Origin of the sequence: Delftia sp. WY8 (assembly GCF_018437695.1) — a bacterium.
Taxonomy (GTDB): domain Bacteria; phylum Pseudomonadota; class Gammaproteobacteria; order Burkholderiales; family Burkholderiaceae_C; genus Comamonas; species Comamonas tsuruhatensis.
Genome location: NZ_CP049795.1, coordinates 4,213,342 through 4,235,000 on the forward strand (window position 1 = coordinate 4,213,342; position 21,659 = coordinate 4,235,000).

Sequence of the window (21,659 nt, forward strand, 5' to 3'; positions counted from 1 at the left end):
GACAGCACGCTAGGGTCCTGTGTGTGCAGGGCTCGAACACCTGGAACCAAGATGTCTGCTGTCGCTGAAATCCCTGTCCCCCAAGCCACTCCCGTCCCCCAGCCTGCCCTGCAGCAGCGCTGGACGGCCATGGACCGTGGCCAGCGCCTGCGTTGGGGCGCGATCGCCGTGCTGCTGGTTGTCGCCGTGGGGGCGGCGGCCATGTTCTACCGCCAGCCGGACTACAAGGTGCTGTTCTCCAATCTGAGCGACAAGGATGGTGGCGCCATCGTCGCCCAGCTGTCGCAGATGAACGTGCCATACCGCTACACGGAAGGCGGCGGCGCCATCCTCATCCCGTCCGACCGCGTGCACGATGTGCGCCTGAAGCTGGCCACCCAGGGCCTGCCCAAGGGTTCGGTGACGGGCTTCGAGCTGATGGAAAACAGCAAGTTCGGCATCACCCAGTTCCAGGAACGCCTGAATTTCCAGCGCGGCCTCGAAGGCGAGCTGACGCGCTCCATCCAGGCCCTGGCCGCCGTGCAAAGCGCACGCGTGCATCTGGCCCTGCCCAATCAGAACGGCTTTTTCCGCGAGCAGCAAAAGCCTTCGGCCTCGGTGCTGCTGAGCCTGTACCCCGGCCGCGTGCTGGACCGCACGCAGATCGCGGGCATCGTGCACCTGGTGGCCTCCAGCGTGCCCGAGATGGCGCCCACGGCCGTGAGCATCCTGGACGATTCGGGCAAGCTGCTGTCGCAGTCGCCCGACGGCAACGCCAACGCCGTGGACATGCAGCAGCTGAACTACACCCAGCAGATCGAGCAGCAGTACGTGCGCCGCATCCTGGATATCCTGGAGCCTGTGGTCGGCAAGAACAATGTGAAGGCCCAGGTCTCGGCCGAGATGGATTTCAGCCAGACCGAATCGACCTCGGAGCAGCACCGCCCCAACCAGTCCTCCGACGCGGGCGTGGTGCGCAGCCAGCAGGTGGTGGAGAGCACGGGCGAGCAAAAGCCGCCCCAGCCCACCGGCATCCCCGGCGCCACCAGCAACCAGCCGCCCCAGAACGCGTCCGCGCCGGTCAATGGCGCCAATCCCGCACCCCAGGCGGCCGATGGACAGAACGCCGTGCGCTCTGCCAGCAAGCGCGAGTCCATCACCAACTACGAAGTGGACAAGACCGTGCGCCACACACGCGGCAGCACGGGCAGCATCAAGCGCCTGACGGCCGCCGTGGTCATCAATGCGCCCCTGGTGGCGGCCGCTGCGCCGAATGCAGCCGGTGGTGCCACCGATGCCGCCACCGTTGCCGCCGCAGCGCGCGGCCTGACGGCGGCGCAGCAGGCGCAACTGCTGACCCTGGTGCGCGAGACCGTGGGCTACAGCGCCGAGCGCGGTGACTCGGTCAACCTGGTCAGCACACCCTTTGTGCAGGACGAAGCGCCGGCCGAGGTGCCGCTGTGGCGCCAGCCCGAAGTGCTGGACATGGCCCGCAGCCTGGGCGTGCCCATCGGCCTGGCCCTGTTCGGCGCCATCTTGCTGCTGGGCCTGGTGCGACCCATGCTCAAGGGCCGCAAGACGGCGGCCGTGGGCGGTCAGCTCAATGCCATCGAGGGCGAGCAGCTGGACCGTCCGGCGCTGGCCGGACCCGCTGTCGATCTGTCTCCCACACAGGAGCAGGTGCGCCTGGAGCAGGCGCGCCAACTGGCCAAGCAGAACCCGATCGCGGTGGCCAACATCGTCAAGACCTGGATCAACGGCGAGGCCACCTGAGCCTGCCAAACACGGATTGCTGAGATATGGACGAACGAGGCCTGAACGACGCCGCCATCTTGCTGGTCTCCCTGGGCGAGGAGGAAGCGGCCGAGGTGTTCAAGCACCTCACACCCAAGGAAGTGCAAAAGCTCGGCGAGACCATTGCGCACATGCGCGGCGTCTCGCGCGAGAAGGTGGACTTCGTCATCAACCGCTTTGCCGATGACGCGGCCGCGCAAAGCCTGCTGGTGGACGACGCCAGCGGCTATGTGCGCTCGGTGCTCAAGCGCGCCCTGGGCGACGACAAGGCCGCGCTGCTGATCGACCGCATCCTGCAGGGCGGCGATGTCTCCGGCATCGAAAGCCTGAAGTGGATGGACCCGCTGTCGGTGGCCGAACTGCTGCGCGGCGAGCATCCGCAGATCGTGGCCGCCATCCTGGTTCACCTGGAGCACGAGCAGGCTGCTGCCGTGCTGATGCAGCTGCCCGAACGCTTTCGCAGCGAAGTCATGCTGCGCGTGGCCACGCTGGAAGGCATTCAGCCGACCGCGCTCAAGGACCTCAACGAGGTGCTGTTCCAGGTGCTGGCCGGTGGCGACAAGATCCGCAAGACCTCGCTGGGCGGCGTCAAGACGGCGGCCGAGATGATCAACAACCTCGGCGGCAATGCCGACGTGGCCGTGCTGGACACCATCCGCAACTACGACCCGGACCTGGCCCAGAAGATCATGGACAAGATGTTCGTGTTCGACGACCTGGTCAAACTGGACGACCGCTCGGTGCAGCTGGTGCTGCGCGAAGTGGTGTCCGAGACGCTGATCATCGCGCTCAAGGGCGGTTCGATGGAAGTGCGCGACAAGATCCTGGCCAATATGTCCATGCGTGCGGCCGAGTCGCTGCGCGAGGACCTGGAAGGCCGCGGCCCGATGCGCCTGTCCGAAGTGGAAGCGCAGCAAAAGGAAATCCTGAAGGTGGTGCGCCGTCTGGCCGAAGAAGGCCAGATCACCATCGGCAGCGGCGCGGAGGACAGCTATGTCTAGTGGGATGAACTCGCGCTTCATTCCCTCCGAGGAGATTGACGAGCGCCAGGTGGTGCAGTGGCGCTTTGGTGCCGTGGACCACATGGGCGGCCTGCAAAGCCTGCCCGGCCTGCCGAACATTCAGGGCGCCCCCGATGCACACGCTGCACCCGGTGGCGCCGGCATGGCGCGCACACCCGCCTCCTCGTCCGGCTTCCACAGCCTGTCGCTGCCCGGGCGCTCCGATGCGCCCCGGCTGGACGCCGATTCCATGGTGCTGGATGTCGACGCCGACACGCCAGGCACGGCGGCATCCACCCCCGCCGTGGACGAGGAGCGGCTGCATGAATTGCTGGAGCAGGCACGCGCCGAAGGCCATGCCGAGGGCCTGGAGCAAGGCCGCCAGGAAGCCCGGCAGCAGTGGCAGCAGCACATGGATGACTATGTCTCCGGCACGGGCCGAGAGACGGCGCAGCGCGTGGACGCGCTGCTGTCCGGCCTGGACGCCGGCTTCAAGCAGCTGCAGGCGGATGCGGCGCAGGAATTGCTGAACCTGGCCTGCGACATCGCGCGCCAGGTGGTCCGCCAGGAGCTGCGCAGCCAGCCCCAGGCCCTGCTGCCCGTGGTGCGCGAGGCGCTGGACATGCTGGCCTCCGACGGCCGCGCCGCCACCGTGCGCCTGAACCCTGCCGACTTCGCCGTGCTGGACGAGGCGCTGCGCGCCGAGCATGGCGCCCAGTCCAAGGTGCAGTGGATCAGCGACGCTGGCGTGGCCCAGGGCGATGTGCGCGTGGAATCGGGCGGCGCCCAGGTCGATGCCGGCATGGACAAGCGCTGGCGCCGCGCCGTGGCCGCGCTGGGCCTGGTCTCCACCTGGTATGACGGAGAACGCGATGCCGGTTGATGCCTCCCTGGCCGATGCAGGCAAGCCCTGGCAGCAGCTGCTGTCCAATGCCCGCGCCCGCCTGCACAGCGACATTCCGCTGGAAACCCACGGCACGCTCACGCGCCTGACCGGCCTGGTGCTGGAGGCCACGGGCCTGCAGGTGCCGGTGGGCTCGCAATGCTGGATACGCCAGGCAGGCCAGGACCCGGTGCTGGCCGAAGTCGTCGGCTTTGCCGGCGAGCGTGCGTTCCTGATGCCTGCGGGCGACATCCAGGGGCTGTCCAGCGGCGCCATCGTGACGCCGGCCGAACCCTTTGTCGCCCCGCTGCGCTTTGGCGACGGTCCCGAAGAGCCCGTGTCCATGGCGGCCGGCGTGCTGCGCCTGCCCATCGGCAGCGGCCTGCTGGGCCGTGTCGTGGATTCGCAGGGGCAGCCGCTGGACCATGGCGGGCCGCTGGCCGACGTCACGGCCGATCTGCTGGACCGCAACCCCATCAACGCCATGGACCGCGACCCGGTGCGCGAGACGCTGGACACCGGCGTGCGCTCGCTCAACGCCCTGCTCACCGTGGGCCGGGGCCAGCGGCTGGGCCTGTTCGCAGGCTCGGGCGTGGGCAAGTCCGTGCTGCTGGGCATGATGGCGCGCTACACCCAGGCGGACGTGATCGTCGTCGGCCTGATCGGTGAACGCGGCCGGGAGGTCAAGGAGTTCGTCGAGGACATCCTCGGCGCACAGGACCGCAGCCGCGCCGTGGTGGTGGCCGCGCCGGCCGATGCGCCGCCGCTGCTGCGCATGCAGGGTGCCGCCTACGCCACGGCCATTGCCGAGCATTTCCGCGACAAGGGCCAGCATGTGCTGCTGCTCATGGATTCGCTGACGCGCTATGCCATGGCCCAGCGCGAGATCGCGCTGGCCATTGGCGAGCCACCGGCCACCAAGGGCTATCCGCCGTCGTGCTTTGCCAAGCTGCCGGCACTGGTCGAGCGCAGCGGCAACGGCCTCAACGGCGTGGGATCGATCACGGCCTTCTACACCGTGCTGTCCGAAGGCGACGACCAGCAGGACCCGATCGCCGATGCGGCACGCGCCATTCTGGACGGCCACGTCGTGCTGTCGCGGGCGCTGGCCGAGTCGGGCCACTACCCGGCCATCGACATCGAGCAATCGGCCTCGCGCGTGATGCACAACGTGGTCTCGCACGAGCACTTCGAGCTGGCGCGGCGCTTTCGCGCTGTCTATTCGCGCTACCAGAAGGGCCGGGACCTGGTCCAGGTCGGCGCCTACATGGCGGGCTCGGACCCGCAGATGGACGAGGCGATACGGCTGCAGCCGGCCATGGCGGCCTTTCTGCAGCAAAGCATGTTCGAGTCGGCTTCCATGGACGAGAGCATCTCGGGCATGGCCGCCGCGCTCGGTGGTCAGTGATGCGGTGACGCGGCACTGAGATAACGCAACAGCGAACACAGGGAGGAAAACCCGGTATGTCGTCCTTGAATGCCTTGATGGTGGCCATCGATGCCGCGTCGCGCAAGCGTGACGAGGCGCGCCAGGCGGTGCAGGAGCGTCAGCGCTCGCAGCAGGCGGCGCAGGCGCAGATGGACCAGCTGCAGCACTACGTGCAGGAAATGCAGGCACGCTGGGGCGTGCAGCAGAACCAGTCCGTGCAGCCCGAAGTCATGTTCCACCAATACCAGTTCATGGACCGCCTGCAGCACGCCATCGGCCTGCAGACACGGGTGCTGGCCGACCTGGCCATCCGCCTGGAGGCCGCGCAAAAGGCCTTGATGGCCTGCGAGCTGCGGGTCAGCAGCCTGCGCAAGGTGGTCGAGGTGCGCCGCCGCGACCTGGCGCTGGGCCAGATGCGCCGCGAGCAAAAGGAAACCGACGAACGTGCGGCCATCCAGTTTTTCCGCCGCAGCTTCGGGCTGACATTCCAGGAGGCTTGACGCATGTCCACCAACCAGATCGAACAGCGCGCCGACGCGCGCAGCGCCATGCAGCGCACCATGGAGGGCGTGCGTTCCGCGCGCGCGGCGCAGCCGCCGTCCAATGAGCAGGCCGCAGGCTTTTCCTCGCTGCTGGCCGCCATGGATGGCATTGGCGGACTGCCGGACCTGGGCCAGGTCCTCGGCGATGAGGGGGCCGGCGCACTGGCCAACCTCAAGGGAGCAATTCAGGGCAGCCTGAAGGATCCGGCTGACCTGTCCGGCCTGGCGCAGGGGCTGCTGCAGACGCAATTGCCGCTGCAGCCCCAGGCGGAGACGGCCGATATGGCCACTTCCGCGCAGGCCGATGCCATGCTGCTGGCCGCCAACGGCCAGGCGCCCTGGCTCAGCCTGGTCGGGCAGACCGCCCACCTCGATGGCAAGGGCGACCGCGACATGCTGCAGGGCGTGGCGGGCGACTGGTTGTCTGGCCGGGGCAGTGCCGCCATGCTGGCCTTGCGCCAGGAGCAGGGCGTGGTGGCGCATGCCGCCTTCATGGCGCCGCAACCTGCAGCGGGCGATGCCGCAGGCGCGGCGCTGGCCGCGAACGCCAACACGGCGGCGCTGGCTGGCGCAGTGGATGCCGCTGCAGCCGGCACGCCCGCCGATACCGCTGCGCGCCAGGGCGCCCAGGCACAGACACAGGCGGCCGATGTGCTGGCCGCCGTGCAGTCCGATACGGCGCTGACGGCCGCCGCAGCGCGCACGGCATCTGCAGCCCAGGCCACGCATGAGCACACACCCCAGGCGCTGGCGCCCGGCGTGCGGCAGGACGCGGCCCTGGCGTCGGGCATTGCGCTCAACGGCATGGCGGCGGTGCGGCCCGCGGAATGGCGCGGCCTGTTCGAGCGGGCCCGCGAAGGTGGCACCGGCTCCGCAGAGTCTGCCGCCAACGGATTGCATGGGGTTGCAGCCGCCGTGGGCGCGGCCCACGCCGGCCAGTCCCTGGGACAGCAGGCCGCCGGACACAATGGCGCAGCCTTGGCCCAGCCCGATGCCCAGGCACAGCCGGGCAACTCCACCGAGCGCGAGCAGCAGGTGTCCGAGCAGGTGGCCTTCTGGGTGCACAACAAGAGCCAGAACGCCTCGCTGTCTGTCGAGCATGAGGGCAAGGCCATCCAGGTGCAGGTCAGCCTGCAGGGCAACGAGGCCCATGTGCGCTTTGGCGCCAGCGAATCCCAGGCGCGCGAATGGCTGGGCAACGGTGCCGACCAGCTGCGCGAGCTGCTGCAGGCCCAGGGCCTGCAACTGGCCGGCGTCAGCGTGGACGCGGGTGGCCAGTCCGGCAATGGCGAGGCGGGGGGCCGCCAGGGCGCGGATGCCCAGGCGCGCCAGGGCCGCGTGAGCGCCATGGTCGATGCCGCCGGCGTCACGGGCGGCAATGGTGCCGCACAGGCTGGTGGCCGCGCGGCGGCAGGCGGGGTGGATCTGTTCGTCTGATTCTTCCTGCGCTTCTTGCGGGGCGGCGCATGCGCCGTTTTCCGGGTTTTCAGAACAGGCCGGGTGGCGACAAGCTGCCCGGCCTGTGGCGTTTGGGGGCCATCAAGCCAGCGAGAAACCGGGGTTTCATGCGCTTATTCAGGCCATGGCCCGAGGTCCAATCGCCGAATAATTCCTGCCATGGGCCTGCTGCGTCATGGCGCCGCGCATGATGCGCGAGCGCGTGGCGGTCCCGCTCACCCAGAGGAATTCCAGTGTCTGCCACACCCAATGCCGCCAACAATGCAGCTCCCGCCCCGGCCAAGGGCAAGAAGCTGATCGTGCTGATCGTCATCATCGCCGTCCTGGCCATAGGCGCGGCCGCTGCCTTCATCCTGCTGTCCAAGCGGCACAGCAATGCCGATGAGGAGGAGGGCGGCTCCAGCAAGGCGGCCGTCACGGTTCCCACCTTCCTGCCGCTGGACAGCCTGGTGGTCAATCTGTCCGACCCGGGCGGCGACCGCTTCGTGCAGATCGGCATCACGCTGGAGCTGGCCGACGAGAAGACGGCCACTACGGTCAAGCAGTACCTGCCCAGCATCCGCAACGGCATCCTGATGCTGGTGTCCCAGCGCACGGCCGAGGAGTTGCTGGAGCGCGACGGCAAGGAACGCCTGGCTGCCGACGTGCTCAACGAAGTGTCCGCACCGCTGGGCTACGGCAACCAGGCCAAGGCCAAGAAGCGCAGCCGCGACGAGGATGCAGAGGACGAAGATGGCGAGCGCCGCCGCTCCCCTGGCAAGAACCCCGTGCGCCGCGTGCTGTTCTCCAGCTTCATCATCCAGTAACCGGGGAGGCAAGGCGCCATGAGCGATTCGTTTCTCTCCCAGGAAGAAGTCGATGCCCTTTTGGAGGGCGTGACCGGCGAGAGCCAGAAATCCACGACCGAGGAGGTCGAGGCGGGCATCATCCGCCAGTACGACATCTCCAGCCAGGAGCGCATCGTGCGCGGGCGCATGCCGACGATGGAGATCGTCAACGAGCGCTTTGCCCGCAACTTCCGCATCGGCCTGTTCAACTTCATCCGCCGCAGCCCCGAGGTGTCGGTGGGCACGGTGTCGGTGCAGCGCTACAGCGCCTTCCTGCGCGAGCTGGTGGTGCCCACCAACTTCAACATCGTCGCCATCCGCCCGCTGCGCGGCAGCGGCCTGGTGGTCTGCGATCCCTCGCTGGTGTTCGGCGTCATCGACACGCTGTACGGCGGCACGGGCCGGCTGCAGACGCGCATCGAAGGGCGGGATTTCTCGCACACCGAGCAGCGCGTGATCAACCGCCTGGTCAACGTGATCTGCGAGGAATACAAGAAGGCCTGGCACGGCATCTATCCGCTGGAGCTGGGCTACCAGCGCTCGGAGATGCAGCCGCAGTTCGCCAACATTGCCACCCCCAGCGAAATCGTCGTGTCCACGGCCTTCCAGCTGGAGATCGGTGACATCTCGGGCTCCATCCACATCTGCATGCCCTATGCGACGCTGGAGCCCATCCGTGATGTCCTGTACTCCTCCACGCAGGGCGACTCCATTGAAGTGGACCGCCGCTGGGTCAAGGTGCTCAAGCGCGAAATCCAGGCCGCCGAGGTGACCCTGGTGGCCGAACTGGCGCGCGCCGACGCCACGGTGGAGCAGCTGCTGGCCATGCGCCCCGGCGATTTCATCGAACTCGACCGCGAGCCGCTGATCCGCGCCTCCATCGGCGGCGTTCCGATTTTCGAGTGCCAGTACGGCACTCACAACGACAAGTATGCAATCCGTGTCGAGCACTGCCTGCGCGGTGCCGATGCTGGCTGGATGGGAGAAAACAATGGCAACTGAAGACACGCAAAAGCCCGCTGGCGACGATCCGTTCTCGGGATGGGCAGAGGCATTGGACGAGCAGCGCGAGCGCGACGCCAAGCTGGAGGCGGAACAGGGCGGCCCGCTGACGGGCGAGCCCGTGCGCCCCTACGCCGGTGGCGGCGACGTGCCGGTCAACGACATCAACATGGTGCTGGACATCCCGGTGCAGCTGTCGGTGGAACTGGGCCGCACCAAGGTGCCGATCAAGTACATCCTGCAGCTGGCCCAGGGCTCGGTGGTCGAACTCGACGCACTGGCCGGCGAGCCCATGGACGTGCTGGTCAACGGCTACCTGATCGCCCAGGGCGAGGTGGTGGTGGTCAACGACAAGTTCGGTATCCGCCTGACCGACGTGGTCACGCCGTCCGAGCGCCTGCGCCGGGTCAGCCGTGGCTGAGAGCGCCGGCATGGGCCCGCTGTGGCCGACCCTGCTCACGGTCGTGGCCCTGGTCACGGCCATGGCTGCTCTGCCCTGGCTGCTGCGCCGCTTTCAGCAGCGCACGGCTGCGCTGCGTGGCGCAGCCGGCCTGCAGTCGCGGGTGCTGGGCGCCGTGGGCGTGGGCCCGCAGCAGCGGGTGGTGACGGTGGAAGTGGGCGAGGGCGCGCAGACCGTGCGGCTGGTGCTGGGCGTCACGGCGCAAAGCATCCAGTGCCTGCATGTGCTGCAGGCCCCGGCCCCTGCTGATTTTTCGGCTGCGATGGCGCAAGCGCGCAGCCTGCCTGCGGACGGTGCGAATGTCTGAATATTCCTGCAAGCGCCCGGCGCGCACGCTGAGCCAGGCCGCCGGCGCCGCAGCGCTGGCGCTGTGCTGCGCCACGCCCCTGGCCTCCTGGGCGCAGGGCGCGCCCGCCAGCCTGCCGCTGGTCATCGGCCAGGGCAGCGGTGGCACCAGTTTTTCGGTGCCCATCCAGACCCTGCTGTTCTTCACGGCGCTGTCGTTCCTGCCGGCCATCCTTTTGATGATGACGGGCTTCACCCGCATCGTCATCGTGCTGTCGCTGATGCGCCAGGCGCTGGGCACGCAGTCGGCGCCGCCCAACCAGGTGATCATCGGCCTGTCGCTGTTCCTGACGCTGTTCGTCATGGGACCCACCCTGGACCGCGTGTACCAGGAGGCCTATGTGCCCTACACCACGAATGCCGCGACCTTCGAGCAGGCCATTGAAAAGGCCGAGGCGCCCATGCGCGACTTCATGCTCAAGCAGACGCGCCAGTCGGACTTTGCGCTGTTCGCGCGCCTGGCCAAGCTCGAAGCCGGCGTCACCGCAGAGACCGCGCCGCTGCGCGTGCTGGTGCCGGCCTTCGTGACCAGCGAGCTGAAGACGGCGTTCCAGATCGGCTTCATGATCTTCATCCCCTTCCTGGTCATCGACATGGTCGTGTCCTCGATCCTGATGTCGCTGGGCATGATGATGCTGTCGCCCGTGCTGGTGGCCCTGCCGTTCAAGCTCATGCTCTTCGTGCTGGCCGATGGCTGGAACCTGCTCATCGGATCGCTGGCGGCCAGCTTCGCCGTCTAGTCCCGTTTTATTGGAAATCCTTCCATGACCTCCCAATACGTGCTCACCTTCGGCCGCGAGGCACTGACCTTGCTGCTCATGATCTCCATGCCCGTGCTGGGCGTGGTGCTGGCCGTGGGCCTGGCCGTCAGTGTCTTCCAGGCGGTGACCCAGGTGCATGAGGCCACGCTGGCCTTCGTGCCCAAGCTCATCTCCGCCGTGCTGGTGTTTGCCATTGCCGGTCCGTGGATGCTGAGCACGCTGGTGGATTTCATCCGCCGCACCATAGAGACCATTCCGCAGGCGGTGGGCTGAGCCCTTCGCCGCGCGCAGGAAACGCCGCCGTGATCACCTTCAGCGAAGCCCAACTGGTGGCCTGGCTGTCGCCAGTTCTTTGGCCGTTTCTGCGCGTGCTGGCCATGTTTTCCGTGGCTCCCGTGTTCTCGCAGCGCGTCATTCCCATGCGGCTGAAGATCGGCCTGGCCTTCCTGGTCGCGGTGTGCGCGCAGCCCGTGCTGGGCGATCAGCCCGTGATCGGCATCAACTCGCCGCAGGCGCTGGGGACGCTGATACAGCAGGTCGGCGTGGGACTGGCCGTGGGCTTTGCCGTGCGCCTGGTGTTTGCCGCCGTGGAGGTGGCGGGCGAGGTGGTCGGCCTGCAGATGGGCCTGAACTTCGCCAGCTTCTTCGATCCCACGACCAATGCCCAGCTCAGCGCCGTGGCGCGCTTCATGGTCCAGATTTCCACGCTGCTGTTCATCGTCATCAACGGACACCTGCTGGTGCTGATGGCCGTGCTCAAGAGTTACGAGGCGTTTCCTGTGGACGGCAGCTTCCTGCAGGCCATCAACCAGATGCGGCTGCACGAGATGGGGGCGGCGGTCTTTGCCAGCGCCTTCTGGATCGCCCTGCCCATGGTCGCCATGCTGCTGTTCGTGAACCTGGTGCTGGGCATCATTTCGCGCGTGGCACCGCAGATGAACATCTATGCCGTGGGCTTCCCGGTCACGCTCACCGTGGGCCTGACGGGATTGATGGCCACGCTGCCGCTGCTCGAGCAGCCCCTGGTCGCCTTGCTGCAGCGCGGCATCGCGGTGTTTGGCACCTCAATGTAAGCAGTTGTGAAAAACAACAGATTTTCCGCTCTGCCGGCCGCAAAAGCCTCAGATCAGCTGGTTGTGGATGGCGTAGGCCGTGAGTTCGGCGTTGCTGCTCATCTGCAGTTTTTCCAGCACGCGCGCCCGGTAGACGCTGACGGTCTTGGGGCTGAGCATCAGCTCGGTGGCAATGTCGGTCAGCCGCTGCCCGGCCGCGATCTTGATCAGCGTCTGCAGCTCGCGCTCGGACAGGCTTTCATGCGGCACCTGGGGTGCGGGCTGGGCCAGGCTGTCGGCCAGCATCTGGGCCACTTCGGACGTCAGGTACTTGCGGCCCGTGGCCACCGTGCGCACGGCCTCGATCAGCAGCATCGGATCGCCCGCCTTGTTGGCATATCCCTGGGCGCCCGCCTTGAGGCAGCGCAGCGCGTACTGGTCCTCGGGGTACATGGAGACCATGAGCACCTTGATCAGCGGATGGGTCTCGCGCACGCTGGCCAGGGCCTCCAGGCCGCTGCGGCCGGGCATGTTGATGTCCAGCAGCAGCACGTCGCAGGCGGCGGTGCGCAGCTGCTCACGCAGCTCGGCATAGCTGCCTGCTTCTGCGGTGACGCTGATGTCCACTGCCTCGGCCAGGGTGTCGCGGATGCCCCGGCGCAGCACCGCATGGTCGTCGCACAGCACCACGTGGATCAAAGTCGGCCTCCTGGAAAAAGGGTCACGCCGCCATGGCGTTCAGCATTCATTGCCCGGGATATTAGGGCAAGCGCCGCCATCGTCCAGCGGAATGGAGACGATGACCGAGGTTCCGCGTCCGGCTTGACTGCTGACATCCAGCCAGCCCCGAACGGTGCGCGCGCGCTCGCCCAGACCGCGCAGGCCGAAGGATTCGGGCTTGTCGCGGGCGCCGTCGGCCAGGCCCACGCCGTCGTCCGTCACCTCCAGCGTGAGAAAACCTTCGCGGTCGGAGAGATCGATGTCCACATGGCGCGCCTGGGCATATTTGCCGACGTTGGTCAGCGCCTCCTGGGCCGTGCGGTAGGCCACGACCTGGATGTCGGGCGCGATGTCCATGCTTTCGCGGCTGCTGCGCACACGGGTGGGCACGCCCGTGCGGCGCTCGAAATTCTCGGCCAGCCACTGGACGGCGGCCACCAGTCCCTGGTCCAGCACGGGCGGGCGCAGGTTCATCATGATGCGCTGGCTGGCGCCCAGCGCGTGCTCCAGCATCTCCAGCGCAGCCAGCGCATGCTCGCGCAGCCCGCCCTCGGGCGCATTGCGCGCGATCCAGGCCACGTCGAACTTCACCGAGGTCAGCGAGCCGCCGATGTCATCGTGGATCTCGCGGGCGATGCTGGCGCGCTCGCGCTCGGTGGAGGTCTGCAGGTGCTCGGTCAGGTCGGCCAGGCGCCGCTCGGACGCCGCCAGCTCGGCCGCCGCGCGCCGGCGTGCCAGGCGGGCCTCGTGCACTTCCAGCGCATGCGAGACCACATGGGGCAGGCGCGTGATGTGGTCCTTGAGCAGATAGTCGCTGATGCCCTCGCGCATCACATCCACGGCGGCCGACTCGCCGATGGCGCCGGACAGCAGCACGAAGGGCGGATGCCCGGGCTGGCGGCGAACCAGCTCCCAGGCATCCAGCGCCGTGAAGCCGGGCAGGTGGTAGTCGGCCAGGATGAGGTCGAATGCCTGGTTGTGCAGCGCAGCTGCGGCATCATCGAGCGTGTCGACCACGACAATCTCGCAGACCAGCCCGCCGCGCAGCAGGCTCAGCCGCGCCAGCGCCTGGTCGGCGGCGGAATCCTCGATGTGCAGTATGCGCAAGGGCTTGTGCGGTGGTCTGGCATCCCCGGGGGCGCTATCATGAGATACATTTTGGAACATAAATGCAAATGGTCGTGTACACCAAGGGATGCGCGGCATTCCCGTGAACGATTGACAAGGGTTGGCCGTGCTGCAAGGCACGGCGCACGTTGGGCTGAAACGCTGGTGGTGGAGTAACAATGCAGTCAATGCACAAGCCTTCGGGCGAGCCTGCCGTCCCCATGCCCGTCATGGTGGCCGCAGACCTGCAGGATGCCTTGCTGGTGGCGATGCGCGATCTGCAGCGCCTGGAAGGCCTTCTCAATCACGCAACGCAGAACCTGCTGGACCGTTTCGACGAGACCCACGGCCAGCTGGCCGGCGAGGCGCTAGCCGCCTTGCCCCAGCTCGATGCCGCCCGGTCCACGTTGAGGCTGGCGGTGACCGAGTTGCAGTTTCACGACATGTCCTCCCAACTGATCGCCCATATTACGAAGATTTTGCAAGGCTGCGCGTTCCAGTTGGCCGCAGCCACCATGGGTGTGGACGAGGGAGAGGACGATTCCCTGGGCCTGCCGGCGATACCCGACCGGCCCAATCCCGTCACGCAAAGCGAGATGGATGCTGGCTCGGTCGAACTGTTCTGACCGCTGACCATGCACCCATCCACCTTTTATTGCCCGTCTGTTGGAGCTATACATGCGATCGATTCTGGCTGTTGATGATTCCCCCTCGATGCGAAAGATGGTGGCGTTCACCCTCGCAGGAGCGGGATTTCGCGTCGTGGAGGCCGTGGACGGCGTGGATGCGCTCGAAAAGGCCCAGCTCGAACAAGTCGATCTGGTGCTGGCCGACCAGAACATGCCGCGCCTCGATGGCATCGGCCTGACGCGCAAGCTGCGCGAAAACCCGAAGTTCCAGAACACGCCCATTCTCATTCTCACCACCGAATCCAGCGACCAGATGAAGCAGGCCGGACGCGCTGCGGGCGCCACGGGCTGGCTGGTCAAGCCCTTCGATCCGAACCGTTTGATCGAAGTCATTCAGAAAGTAATGCGTTGAGCCGATAAGTACGGGCAACAGGAAACAGCAGGACCAAAGATGGCGGATCTACACCAGGATGGGGCAGGAGCGGGCGCAGACTTCGACCTGAGCCAGTTCTATCAAATCTTCTTCGAAGAAGCGGCCGAGAACCTCGACCAGATGGAGCAGATGCTGCTGAATCTGGATCTGTCGGCGGCCAACGACGAGGAGCTCAACGGCATTTTCCGTTGCGCGCACTCGATCAAGGGCGGCGCGGCCACCTTCGGCTTTGCCGATGTGACCGAGCTGACGCACCGCATGGAGTCGCTGCTCGACCGGCTGCGCCGGCACGAGATCACACCGATTCCGGAAATGGTCGACGTGCTGCTGGAGTCGGCCGATGCCAGCCGCAGCCTGCTGGCACGCCACCAGGCCGGCAACGAGGGCGAGGCCCTGTCCACCACGGATCTGGTGGCGCGCATCGAGATGCTGGCAGAAGGCCGCAGTGCCGTGCCTGCAACAGCCGCCCCGGCCGCTGCACCGGCACCGGCGCCTGCTCCCGTGGCAGCGCCGGTCGAGGCGCCCGCGCCTGCCGCGCCCGTATCGGGCGGCGCCGTCGGAACGGCACCCGCCAGTGGCGGCCGTTCGCTGCACATCCTGATCGGTCCGCTGGAGCGTCTGGAGATGGCCGAGGCCATCAAGGAACTGTTCCGCGACATTCCCGGCCTGGGCCGCATCGAGGACCTGGCCTGCGATCAGCCGCAAAGCCGCCTCTTTGCCGTGCAGACCTCGTCCACCGACGACGACCTGCTCGATCTGTTCGCCTTCCACGTGGCCAAGGAGCAGGTTCGCATCACGGCAGCCGATGAGGCGGCCGGGGCCGCTCCTGCAACCGAAGCGGTGCAGGTGGCCGAAGCCCCCGTCGCCGAAGAGCATGCCGCGCACGATCCCGACGCCGCCCTGGCCTCGGTCGCCATTCCGCCCGCCGAAGAGGCCTACGGCTTCTTCAACGGTGCACCCGGCATGCCCCAGGCCGACGGCGCGCTGGCCATCCAGCCGGCCGGTGCCGCGGCCAAGCCTGCTGCCAAGACGGCTGCCCAGGCGCAGCAGGCGCAGATGGAGTCGACCAGCATCCGTGTGTCGGTGGCCAAGGTCGATCAGCTCATCAACCTGGTGGGCGAGCTGGTCATCACCCAGGCCATGCTGGCGCAAAACAGCCACGGGCTGGATGCATCGGCCTACCAGCAACTGCTGGCAGGCCTGGCCGATCTGGACCGCAATACGCGCGATCTGCAGGAATCGGTGATGTCCATCCGCATGATTCCCATGTCCACCGTGTTCAGCCGCTTCCCGCGCATGCTGCGCGACCTGGCCGGCAAGCTGGGCAAGAAGATCGACCTGATCACGCTGGGCGAAGCCACCGAACTGGACAAGGGCCTGGTCGAGAAGATCACCGACCCGCTGACCCATCTGGTGCGCAACAGCGTGGACCACGGCATCGAAATGCCCGAGGAGCGCCTGGCCGCTGGCAAGTCCGAGCATGGCACGCTGACGCTGGCAGCCTCCCATCAGGGCGGCTCCATCGTCATCGAGGTGCGCGACGACGGCCGCGGCATGAACCGCGAGAAGATTCTCAAGAAGGCCCGCGAGCGCGGCATGGATGTCTCGGACAGCATGCCCGATCAGGATGTCTGGCAGCTGATCTTCGCGCCGGGCTTCTCCACGGCCGATGTGGTGACCGACGTGTCCGGGCGCGGCGTGGGCATGGACGTGGTCAAGCGCAACATCGCGGCGCTGGGCGGCTCGGTGGAGATCGAGTCCAACCAGGGCAAGGGCATGCGCGTGGCCGTTCGCCTGCCGCTGACCCTGGCCATCATGGACGGCATGTCGGTGGGCGTCAGCGACGAGGTCTACATCCTGCCGCTGTCCTCGGTGGTCGAGTCCTTCCTGGTCAAGGAAGAGGACGTCAACACCGTGGCCAACGGCACGCAACTGGTCAAGGTGCGCGACGAGTACATGCCCGTGTTCGCGCTGGAAAAGACCTTCCGTGTGCCGCGCAGCGACACCAGCCAGTCCAGCAACATCATGGTGGTGGTCGAGTCCGACGGCAGCCGCGTGGCCCTGCTGGTCGACGAGCTGCTGGGCCAGCACCAGGTGGTGGTCAAGAACCTGGAATCGAACTATCGCAAGGTGCCCAACGTTTCGGGCGCCACCATCCTGGGCGATGGCACGGTGGCGCTGATTCTGGACACGGGTGCGCTGGTGCGCCGCGCGCGCCACTGAATGGGACAGGGATACCTGACGACAAACGACGGAGCCGCAGGCAGAGCCTGCGCGCCGCCAAAAACCATGGCTTTCGCCACCACGGCGCGGGCCCGACAGTTGAGGAGCTGAGCAATGAGCGTGATCGCTAAGACTGCAGGCGTCGCCACCGGCGCGCGCGAGTACCTGACCTTCCGCCTGGACCAGGAGGAATACGGCATCGACATTCTGAAGGTGCAGGAAATCCGCGGCTACGAGCCGCCCACGCGCATCGCCAATGCGCCGGAGTTCATCAAGGGCGTGGTGAATCTGCGCGGCACCATCGTGCCCATCGTGGACATGCGCCTGAAGTTCAACTGCTCCCAGGTCGAATACAACAGCTTCACCGTCGTCATCATCCTGAACCTGCGCAACCGCGTGGTGGGCATCGTGGTGGACTCGGTCAGCGACGTGATGGAGCTGGCTCCCGAAGCCGTGCGCCCCGCGCCGGACATCGAAAGCGCCATCGACAGCGGCTGCATCCTGGGCCTGGGTTCGGTGGGCGAGCGCATGCTCATCCTGCTGGACATCGAAAAGCTCATGAACAACGTGGATATGGGCCTGGTCGCTTCGGCCGACTGAGACCCGTTCTTGCACTGAGCGCCCTCATGCGATCCGGTTCTTCCAATGCGGCACTGGCCGCGCGCCCCGTCGCTGACGACGGGGCAGCCAACGGGCCCCTGGCCCAGGGGCGCGAATTCGAATGGTCGTCGCGGGACTTCGCCCGCGTGCAGGCGCTGATCTACCAGCGTGCCGGCATCAGCCTGCACGATGGCAAGCACGCCATGGTCTACAGCCGCCTGTCGCGGCGCCTGCGCGAGACGGGCTACGACAGCTTTGCTACCTACCTGGACTGGCTGGAGTCCCAGTCCGATGGCGTGGAGTGGCAGGAGTTCGTGAACGCGCTGACCACCAATCTCACCGCGTTCTTTCGCGAGCAGCACCATTTCGAGATCTTTGCCCAGCATCTGCGCAGCAAGCCGGCCGGCACGGCCTGGAAGGTCTGGTGCAACGCGGCCTCGACCGGGGAAGAGCCTTACTCCATCGTCATGACGGCCCTGGAAGTGCTGGGCGCCACGCCCAGCTTCCAGTTGCAGGCCAGCGACATCGACTCGCGTGTGCTGGACACGGCGTCGGCCGGTGTCTATCGCGCCGAAAGCATCAAGGGCATGAGCGCCGAGCGCCTGCACCGCTTCTTCCTGCGGGGCAAGGCCGGCAATGCGGGCCTGGTGCGCGTCAAGCCCGAGCTGCGCCGCCTGGTGGAGTTTCTCAACGTCAATCTGATCCGTGACGATTGGCCGTTCCGCGATCCCTTCGACGTGGTCTTCTGCCGCAACGTGATGATCTACTTCGATGCGGCCACGCAGCGCCGCGTGCTGGAGCGCATCCACCGCGTCATGAAGCCCGGGGGCCTGCTGTTCGTCGGACATGCCGAGAACTTCAGCGACTCGCGCGATCTGTTCACGCTCAAGGGGAAGACGGTCTATGAGCGCCGCTGACGCAGGTCCTGCCGCACACAAGGGGGTCTTCCCATGATCGGAGACCGCTCCGCCTTCGCTCCGCCCCCGCCGCCTTCGGAGCGCCGCCGCACGCCGCGCATCAACAGCTATACCGCTGCGGACTACCCGGCGCCGGGCGACCCGGTGCCGCGCTCCTCGCTGGAGCAGCTCAAGCGCCAGCAGCGCTACCCCGGCGAGGCGTCGTTCTTCTACTACGACCCGCATTTCCAGCACAACGCCGTCAAGGTGCTGCCGGGCGAATACTTCGTCTCCAACGAGGACGTGATCCTGGTCACCGTGCTGGGCTCGTGCATCTCGGCCTGCATCTGGGACCGCACCATGCGCGTGGGCGGCATGAACCATTTCATGCTGCCCGACGGCGACTCCGCTGATGCGTCGGGCCGCTACGGCTCGTACGCCATGGAATTGCTGATCAACGAAATGCTCAAGCTCGGCGCACGGCGCGAGTCTTTGCAGGCCAAGATCTTCGGCGGCGGGCAGGTGATGCACAACTTCACCACCATGAACGTGGGCGAACGCAATACCGCCTTCGTCACGCAGTACCTGCAGACCGAACGCATCCCCATCGTCTCGGAGGATGTGCTGGACATCTACCCGCGCAAGGTGGTGTTCTTCCCCGCCAGCGGCAAGGCCATGGTCAAGCGCCTGGCACATGCCCATCCGGAGGAGCTGGTACAGCAGGAATTCACGCGCGGCAATGCAGCCGTCGTGGCACGCAATACGGCAGGCGGCTCGGTCGACCTGTTTTGAGGAAGGTTCAAAGGAATGGACAGGAAAATCAGGGTGATCGTGGTGGACGACTCTGCGCTGGTGCGCAGTCTGCTGTCCGAGATCATCAATCGCCAGCACGACATGGAATGCATCGGCTCGGCCAACGATCCGCTGATCGCACGCGAGATGATCCGCGAGATGAATCCCGACGTGATCACGCTCGATGTGGAAATGCCCCGCATGGATGGCATCGACTTCCTGGGCCGGCTCATGCGGCTGCGCCCCATGCCGGTGGTCATGATCTCCACGCTGACCGAGCGCGGCGCCGAGGTCACCATGCGCGCGCTGGAGCTGGGCGCCATCGACTTCGTGGCCAAGCCGCGCGTGGGCGTGTCCAACGGCCTGCAGGAGCTGGCCGCGCAGATCGTGGACAAGATCCGCGTTGCTGCCGTGGCCCAGGTCCGGCGCCTGCCGGTCGCTCCGCGCAGTGCGGCTCCCGCCACCGGCAGCGCGGTGGCGCCGGTCTCCGCCTCGGCTGGCATGAGCGCGCCGCGCCAGGCTGCACCGGCGTCGCTGCTGGGGCGGCTGTCCACGGAAAAGCTGATTGCCATCGGTGCCTCCACCGGCGGCACGGAGGCCATCCGTGAAGTGCTCACCCATCTGCCGGCCGACTGCCCGGCCATCGTCATCACCCAGCACATGCCGCCGGGCTTCACCACCAGCTTCGCGGCCCGACTCAACAGCCTGTGCCAGATGACCGTGAAGGAAGCACAGCAGGGCGAGCGGCTGCTGCCCGGCCACGCCTACATCGCACCGGGCGGCAAGCATTTCTCCGTGCAGCGCAGCGGTGCCAACTATGTCGCCGTGGTGGATGACAGCCCGCCCGTGAATCGCCACAAGCCTTCGGTCGAGGTGCTTTTCAAGTCGGTGGCGGCCTGTGCGGGCCGCAACGCCTACGGCATCATGCTCACCGGCATGGGTGCCGATGGCGCGGTCGCCATGCGTGAAATGCGCGATGCGGGCAGCTACAACTTCGTGCAGGACGAAGCCAGCTGCATCGTCTTCGGCATGCCGCGCGAGGCCATCGCCCATGGTGCGGCCGACGAGGTGCTGCCCCTCAACCAGATCGCCTCCGCCTTGCTGGGCAAGCTGCGCATAGGTTCGGACCAGGTTCACCACCGCATTTGAGTGCAACGGCCGGTCCTGGCGGCACCCATGAAAAAAGAGCGCCATGCGCTCTTTTTTTTTCGTCCGAAGAAAGCTCACTCCGACAGTGCGCTCCAGCGCTCCAGCGCCTCCATCAGCTGCTCATCGATCTCGCCATCGCGCTGATGCAACTGAACGGCGCGGGAATTGTCGCTGGCATACAGCGAACCATCGGCCAAGGCTTCCCGAATGGACTTCTGCTCTGCCTCCAGCGCTGCAATGCTTTCGGGCAACTGATCGAGCTCACGCTGCTCCTTGTAGCTGAGCTTGCGCTTGGGCTTGCCGTCGCTGCGTGCCGCAACGGGCTTGGCCTCTTCCTTGGATGGCTTGGGCTGCGCGGCCTCAGCCAGATCGCGGCTGCGGCGGGACTGATCCAGCCAGTCCTGCACGCCGCCTTCATATTCGCGCCATTGGCCCGGGCCTTCCCAGGCGATGGTGCTGGTGACCACGTTGTCCAGGAAACTGCGGTCATGGCTGACCAGAAAAACGGTGCCGTCGTAGTTCTGCAGCAGGTCTTCCAGCATTTCCAGCGTCTCGATATCGAGATCGTTGGTCGGCTCGTCCAGCACCAGCACATTCGCGGGCCGGGCAAACAGCCGGGCCAGCAGCAGGCGGTTGCGCTCCCCGCCAGACAGCGAGCGAACGGGGGAATGGGCGCGCGCCGGAGAGAACAGGAAATCCGACAGATAGCTCTTCACGTGCTTCTTCTGGCTGCCGATCTCGATCCACTCGCTGCCGGGGCTGATGAAGTCCTCCAGCGTGGCATCCATGTCGATCTGGTGACGCATCTGGTCGAAGTACGCCACCTGCAGATTCGCCCCCAGCCGCACCTGGCCGCTGTCAGGTGCCAGTTCGCCCAGAATCATCTTGAGCAGCGTCGTCTTGCCTGCGCCGTTGGGTCCGATCAGGCCCACCTTGTCTCCGCGCAAAATGGTGGCGGTGAAGTGGGAGACGATGTTCTTGTCGCCAAAGGACTTGGCCACATCCGTCAACTCGGCCACGATCTTGCCCTGATAGCCGTCGCCTCGACCCGACGCAATGTCCATCTTCACGCCACCCAGCACCTCGCGGCGGGCAGCGCGGTTGGCCCGCAACTGCTCAAGCCGGCCGATGCGGCTCTGGCTGCGCGTGCGGCGGGCTTCCACGCCCTTGCGGATCCAGACCTCTTCCTGGGCCAGCAGCTTGTCGGCCTTGGCATTGATCACGGCCTCCTGGGCCAGCTGATCCTCCTTGGTCTGCTGGTACTGGACGAAATTGCCGGGATACGAGCGCAGCGTTCCACGATCCAGCTCCACGATGCGCGTGGAAACCCGGTCCAGGAAGGATCGATCGTGCGTAATGGTCACCACGCTGCCCTTGAAGTTCAGCAGCAACTCTTCCAGCCACTCGATGGCGTCAAGATCCAGGTGGTTGGTCGGCTCATCCAGCAGCAGTACATCGGGTCTCGCCACCAGGGCCTGGGCCAGTGCCACGCGCTTCTTCATCCCGCCGGACAGGGTGCCCACCACGGCTTCGGGATCGAGGTGCAGCCGCTGCAGAGTCTCCTCCACGCGCTGCTC

23 protein-coding genes (1 of these 23 running past the window's edge) are annotated in these 21,659 nt (G+C 66.7%); 20 read left to right on the plus strand and 3 right to left on the minus strand.

Going from position 1 to position 21,659, the window contains the following annotated elements; translation table 11 throughout:
* Positions 1–51 precede the first annotated feature (51 nt).
* The 13 genes from fliF to fliR all read left to right on the plus strand — a co-directional run bounded on the left by fliF (position 52) and on the right by fliR (position 11,554).
* Positions 52–1,752 (plus strand): flagellar basal-body MS-ring/collar protein FliF, encoded by a 1,701-nt coding sequence (gene fliF / locus G4D77_RS19430; protein WP_026062017.1) that lies wholly within the window; start codon positions 52–54, stop codon positions 1,750–1,752.
* Between the two features lie 26 nt (positions 1,753–1,778).
* On the plus strand, positions 1,779–2,774 hold the full coding sequence (fliG, locus tag G4D77_RS19435; protein ID WP_012202571.1) for a flagellar motor switch protein FliG: 996 nt from the start codon (positions 1,779–1,781) through the stop codon (positions 2,772–2,774).
* A complete protein-coding gene (locus tag G4D77_RS19440) occupies positions 2,767–3,657 on the plus strand; it encodes a FliH/SctL family protein (protein WP_154833321.1) in 891 nt (296 codons plus the stop codon). The genes fliG and G4D77_RS19440 overlap by 8 nt, the downstream gene beginning before the upstream one ends.
* Positions 3,647–5,065 (plus strand): flagellar protein export ATPase FliI, encoded by a 1,419-nt coding sequence (gene fliI / locus G4D77_RS19445; RefSeq protein WP_154833323.1) that lies wholly within the window; start codon positions 3,647–3,649, stop codon positions 5,063–5,065. Before G4D77_RS19440 ends, fliI begins: the two co-directional genes overlap by 11 nt.
* Positions 5,066–5,121: 56 nt before the next feature.
* Positions 5,122–5,586, plus strand: coding sequence for a flagellar export protein FliJ (gene fliJ, locus G4D77_RS19450; protein ID WP_016449322.1), 465 nt, complete (start codon positions 5,122–5,124; stop codon positions 5,584–5,586).
* 3 nt (positions 5,587–5,589) lie between these two features.
* Positions 5,590–7,065 carry a flagellar hook-length control protein FliK gene (locus tag G4D77_RS19455; protein WP_016454328.1) on the plus strand — a complete coding sequence of 492 codons (1,476 nt, stop codon included), beginning with the start codon at positions 5,590–5,592 and terminating at the stop codon, positions 7,063–7,065.
* 254 nt (positions 7,066–7,319) lie between these two features.
* On the plus strand, positions 7,320–7,892 hold the full coding sequence (locus tag G4D77_RS19460) for a flagellar basal body-associated FliL family protein (protein ID WP_016449324.1): 573 nt from the start codon (positions 7,320–7,322) through the stop codon (positions 7,890–7,892).
* A gap of 18 nt (positions 7,893–7,910) precedes the next feature.
* On the plus strand, positions 7,911–8,915 hold the full coding sequence (fliM, locus tag G4D77_RS19465; RefSeq protein WP_016449325.1) for a flagellar motor switch protein FliM: 1,005 nt from the start codon (positions 7,911–7,913) through the stop codon (positions 8,913–8,915).
* Positions 8,905–9,336 carry a flagellar motor switch protein FliN gene (gene fliN, locus G4D77_RS19470; RefSeq protein WP_016449326.1) on the plus strand — a complete coding sequence of 144 codons (432 nt, stop codon included), beginning with the start codon at positions 8,905–8,907 and terminating at the stop codon, positions 9,334–9,336. The genes fliM and fliN overlap by 11 nt, the downstream gene beginning before the upstream one ends.
* Before the next feature lie 10 nt (positions 9,337–9,346).
* Positions 9,347–9,682, plus strand: coding sequence for a FliO/MopB family protein (locus G4D77_RS19475; RefSeq protein ID WP_012202579.1), 336 nt, complete (start codon positions 9,347–9,349; stop codon positions 9,680–9,682).
* A complete protein-coding gene (fliP, locus tag G4D77_RS19480) occupies positions 9,675–10,460 on the plus strand; it encodes a flagellar type III secretion system pore protein FliP (RefSeq protein WP_016449327.1) in 786 nt (261 codons plus the stop codon). The genes G4D77_RS19475 and fliP overlap by 8 nt, the downstream gene beginning before the upstream one ends.
* 24 nt (positions 10,461–10,484) lie before the next feature.
* Complete coding sequence (gene fliQ / locus G4D77_RS19485; protein ID WP_012202581.1) at positions 10,485–10,754, plus strand: flagellar biosynthesis protein FliQ; 270 nt, start codon at positions 10,485–10,487, stop codon at positions 10,752–10,754.
* 29 nt (positions 10,755–10,783) lie between these two features.
* Positions 10,784–11,554, plus strand: a complete 771-nt coding sequence (gene fliR, locus G4D77_RS19490) for a flagellar biosynthetic protein FliR (protein WP_012202582.1) — start codon at positions 10,784–10,786, stop codon at positions 11,552–11,554.
* 48 nt (positions 11,555–11,602) lie between these two features.
* On the opposite strand, the gene G4D77_RS19495 is transcribed toward fliR, so the two are convergent.
* Positions 11,603–12,232, minus strand: coding sequence for a response regulator (locus tag G4D77_RS19495; RefSeq protein WP_016449328.1), 630 nt, complete (start codon positions 12,230–12,232; stop codon positions 11,603–11,605).
* 39 nt (positions 12,233–12,271) lie between these two features.
* A complete protein-coding gene (locus G4D77_RS19500; RefSeq protein ID WP_016449329.1) occupies positions 12,272–13,420 on the minus strand; it encodes a hybrid sensor histidine kinase/response regulator in 1,149 nt (382 codons plus the stop codon).
* 119 nt (positions 13,421–13,539) lie between these two features.
* On the opposite strand from G4D77_RS19500, the gene G4D77_RS19505 reads away from it, so the two are divergent.
* From G4D77_RS19505 to G4D77_RS19535, 7 genes are all read left to right on the plus strand, one after another.
* A complete protein-coding gene (locus tag G4D77_RS19505; protein ID WP_016449330.1) occupies positions 13,540–13,986 on the plus strand; it encodes a hypothetical protein in 447 nt (148 codons plus the stop codon).
* Positions 13,987–14,038: 52 nt separating this feature from the next.
* Positions 14,039–14,401, plus strand: coding sequence for a response regulator (locus G4D77_RS19510; RefSeq protein ID WP_016449331.1), 363 nt, complete (start codon positions 14,039–14,041; stop codon positions 14,399–14,401).
* Positions 14,402–14,440: 39 nt separating this feature from the next.
* Positions 14,441–16,645: a chemotaxis protein CheW gene (locus G4D77_RS19515; protein WP_047327038.1), complete on the plus strand. Its 2,205-nt coding sequence runs from the start codon at positions 14,441–14,443 to the stop codon at positions 16,643–16,645.
* 114 nt (positions 16,646–16,759) lie between these two features.
* Positions 16,760–17,245 carry a chemotaxis protein CheW gene (locus tag G4D77_RS19520; RefSeq protein ID WP_016449333.1) on the plus strand — a complete coding sequence of 162 codons (486 nt, stop codon included), beginning with the start codon at positions 16,760–16,762 and terminating at the stop codon, positions 17,243–17,245.
* Between the two features lie 26 nt (positions 17,246–17,271).
* Positions 17,272–18,162 (plus strand): CheR family methyltransferase, encoded by an 891-nt coding sequence (locus G4D77_RS19525; protein WP_016449334.1) that lies wholly within the window; start codon positions 17,272–17,274, stop codon positions 18,160–18,162.
* Positions 18,163–18,195: 33 nt separating this feature from the next.
* Complete coding sequence (gene cheD / locus G4D77_RS19530; RefSeq protein WP_016449335.1) at positions 18,196–18,933, plus strand: chemoreceptor glutamine deamidase CheD; 738 nt, start codon at positions 18,196–18,198, stop codon at positions 18,931–18,933.
* 15 nt (positions 18,934–18,948) lie between these two features.
* Positions 18,949–20,082, plus strand: a complete 1,134-nt coding sequence (locus tag G4D77_RS19535; RefSeq protein ID WP_034366524.1) for a protein-glutamate methylesterase/protein-glutamine glutaminase — start codon at positions 18,949–18,951, stop codon at positions 20,080–20,082.
* Between the two features lie 74 nt (positions 20,083–20,156).
* On the opposite strand, the gene G4D77_RS19540 is transcribed toward G4D77_RS19535, so the two are convergent.
* Positions 20,157–21,659: the 3' portion of an ATP-binding cassette domain-containing protein gene (locus tag G4D77_RS19540; protein WP_016449337.1), read on the minus strand. 375 nt of this gene lie beyond the right edge of the window; only the last 1,503 of its 1,878 coding nucleotides appear in the window; its start codon lies off the right edge, out of view; the stop codon is at positions 20,157–20,159.

Coding starts and splice junctions, on each gene's coding strand:
- fliF (WP_026062017.1), top strand. CDS start 52: ATGTCTGCTGTCGCTGAAATCCCTGTCCCCCAAGCCACTCCCGTCCCC.
- fliG (WP_012202571.1), top strand. CDS start 1,779: ATGGACGAACGAGGCCTGAACGACGCCGCCATCTTGCTGGTCTCCCTG.
- G4D77_RS19440 (WP_154833321.1), top strand. CDS start 2,767: ATGTCTAGTGGGATGAACTCGCGCTTCATTCCCTCCGAGGAGATTGAC.
- fliI (WP_154833323.1), top strand. CDS start 3,647: ATGCCGGTTGATGCCTCCCTGGCCGATGCAGGCAAGCCCTGGCAGCAG.
- fliJ (WP_016449322.1), top strand. CDS start 5,122: ATGTCGTCCTTGAATGCCTTGATGGTGGCCATCGATGCCGCGTCGCGC.
- G4D77_RS19455 (WP_016454328.1), top strand. CDS start 5,590: ATGTCCACCAACCAGATCGAACAGCGCGCCGACGCGCGCAGCGCCATG.
- fliM (WP_016449325.1), top strand. CDS start 7,911: ATGAGCGATTCGTTTCTCTCCCAGGAAGAAGTCGATGCCCTTTTGGAG.
- fliN (WP_016449326.1), top strand. CDS start 8,905: ATGGCAACTGAAGACACGCAAAAGCCCGCTGGCGACGATCCGTTCTCG.
- G4D77_RS19475 (WP_012202579.1), top strand. CDS start 9,347: ATGGGCCCGCTGTGGCCGACCCTGCTCACGGTCGTGGCCCTGGTCACG.
- fliP (WP_016449327.1), top strand. CDS start 9,675: ATGTCTGAATATTCCTGCAAGCGCCCGGCGCGCACGCTGAGCCAGGCC.
- fliQ (WP_012202581.1), top strand. CDS start 10,485: ATGACCTCCCAATACGTGCTCACCTTCGGCCGCGAGGCACTGACCTTG.
- G4D77_RS19500 (WP_016449329.1), bottom strand. CDS start 13,420: ATGTTCCAAAATGTATCTCATGATAGCGCCCCCGGGGATGCCAGACCA.
- G4D77_RS19505 (WP_016449330.1), top strand. CDS start 13,540: ATGCAGTCAATGCACAAGCCTTCGGGCGAGCCTGCCGTCCCCATGCCC.
- G4D77_RS19510 (WP_016449331.1), top strand. CDS start 14,039: ATGCGATCGATTCTGGCTGTTGATGATTCCCCCTCGATGCGAAAGATG.
- G4D77_RS19515 (WP_047327038.1), top strand. CDS start 14,441: ATGGCGGATCTACACCAGGATGGGGCAGGAGCGGGCGCAGACTTCGAC.
- G4D77_RS19520 (WP_016449333.1), top strand. CDS start 16,760: ATGAGCGTGATCGCTAAGACTGCAGGCGTCGCCACCGGCGCGCGCGAG.
- G4D77_RS19525 (WP_016449334.1), top strand. CDS start 17,272: ATGCGATCCGGTTCTTCCAATGCGGCACTGGCCGCGCGCCCCGTCGCT.
- cheD (WP_016449335.1), top strand. CDS start 18,196: ATGATCGGAGACCGCTCCGCCTTCGCTCCGCCCCCGCCGCCTTCGGAG.
- G4D77_RS19535 (WP_034366524.1), top strand. CDS start 18,949: ATGGACAGGAAAATCAGGGTGATCGTGGTGGACGACTCTGCGCTGGTG.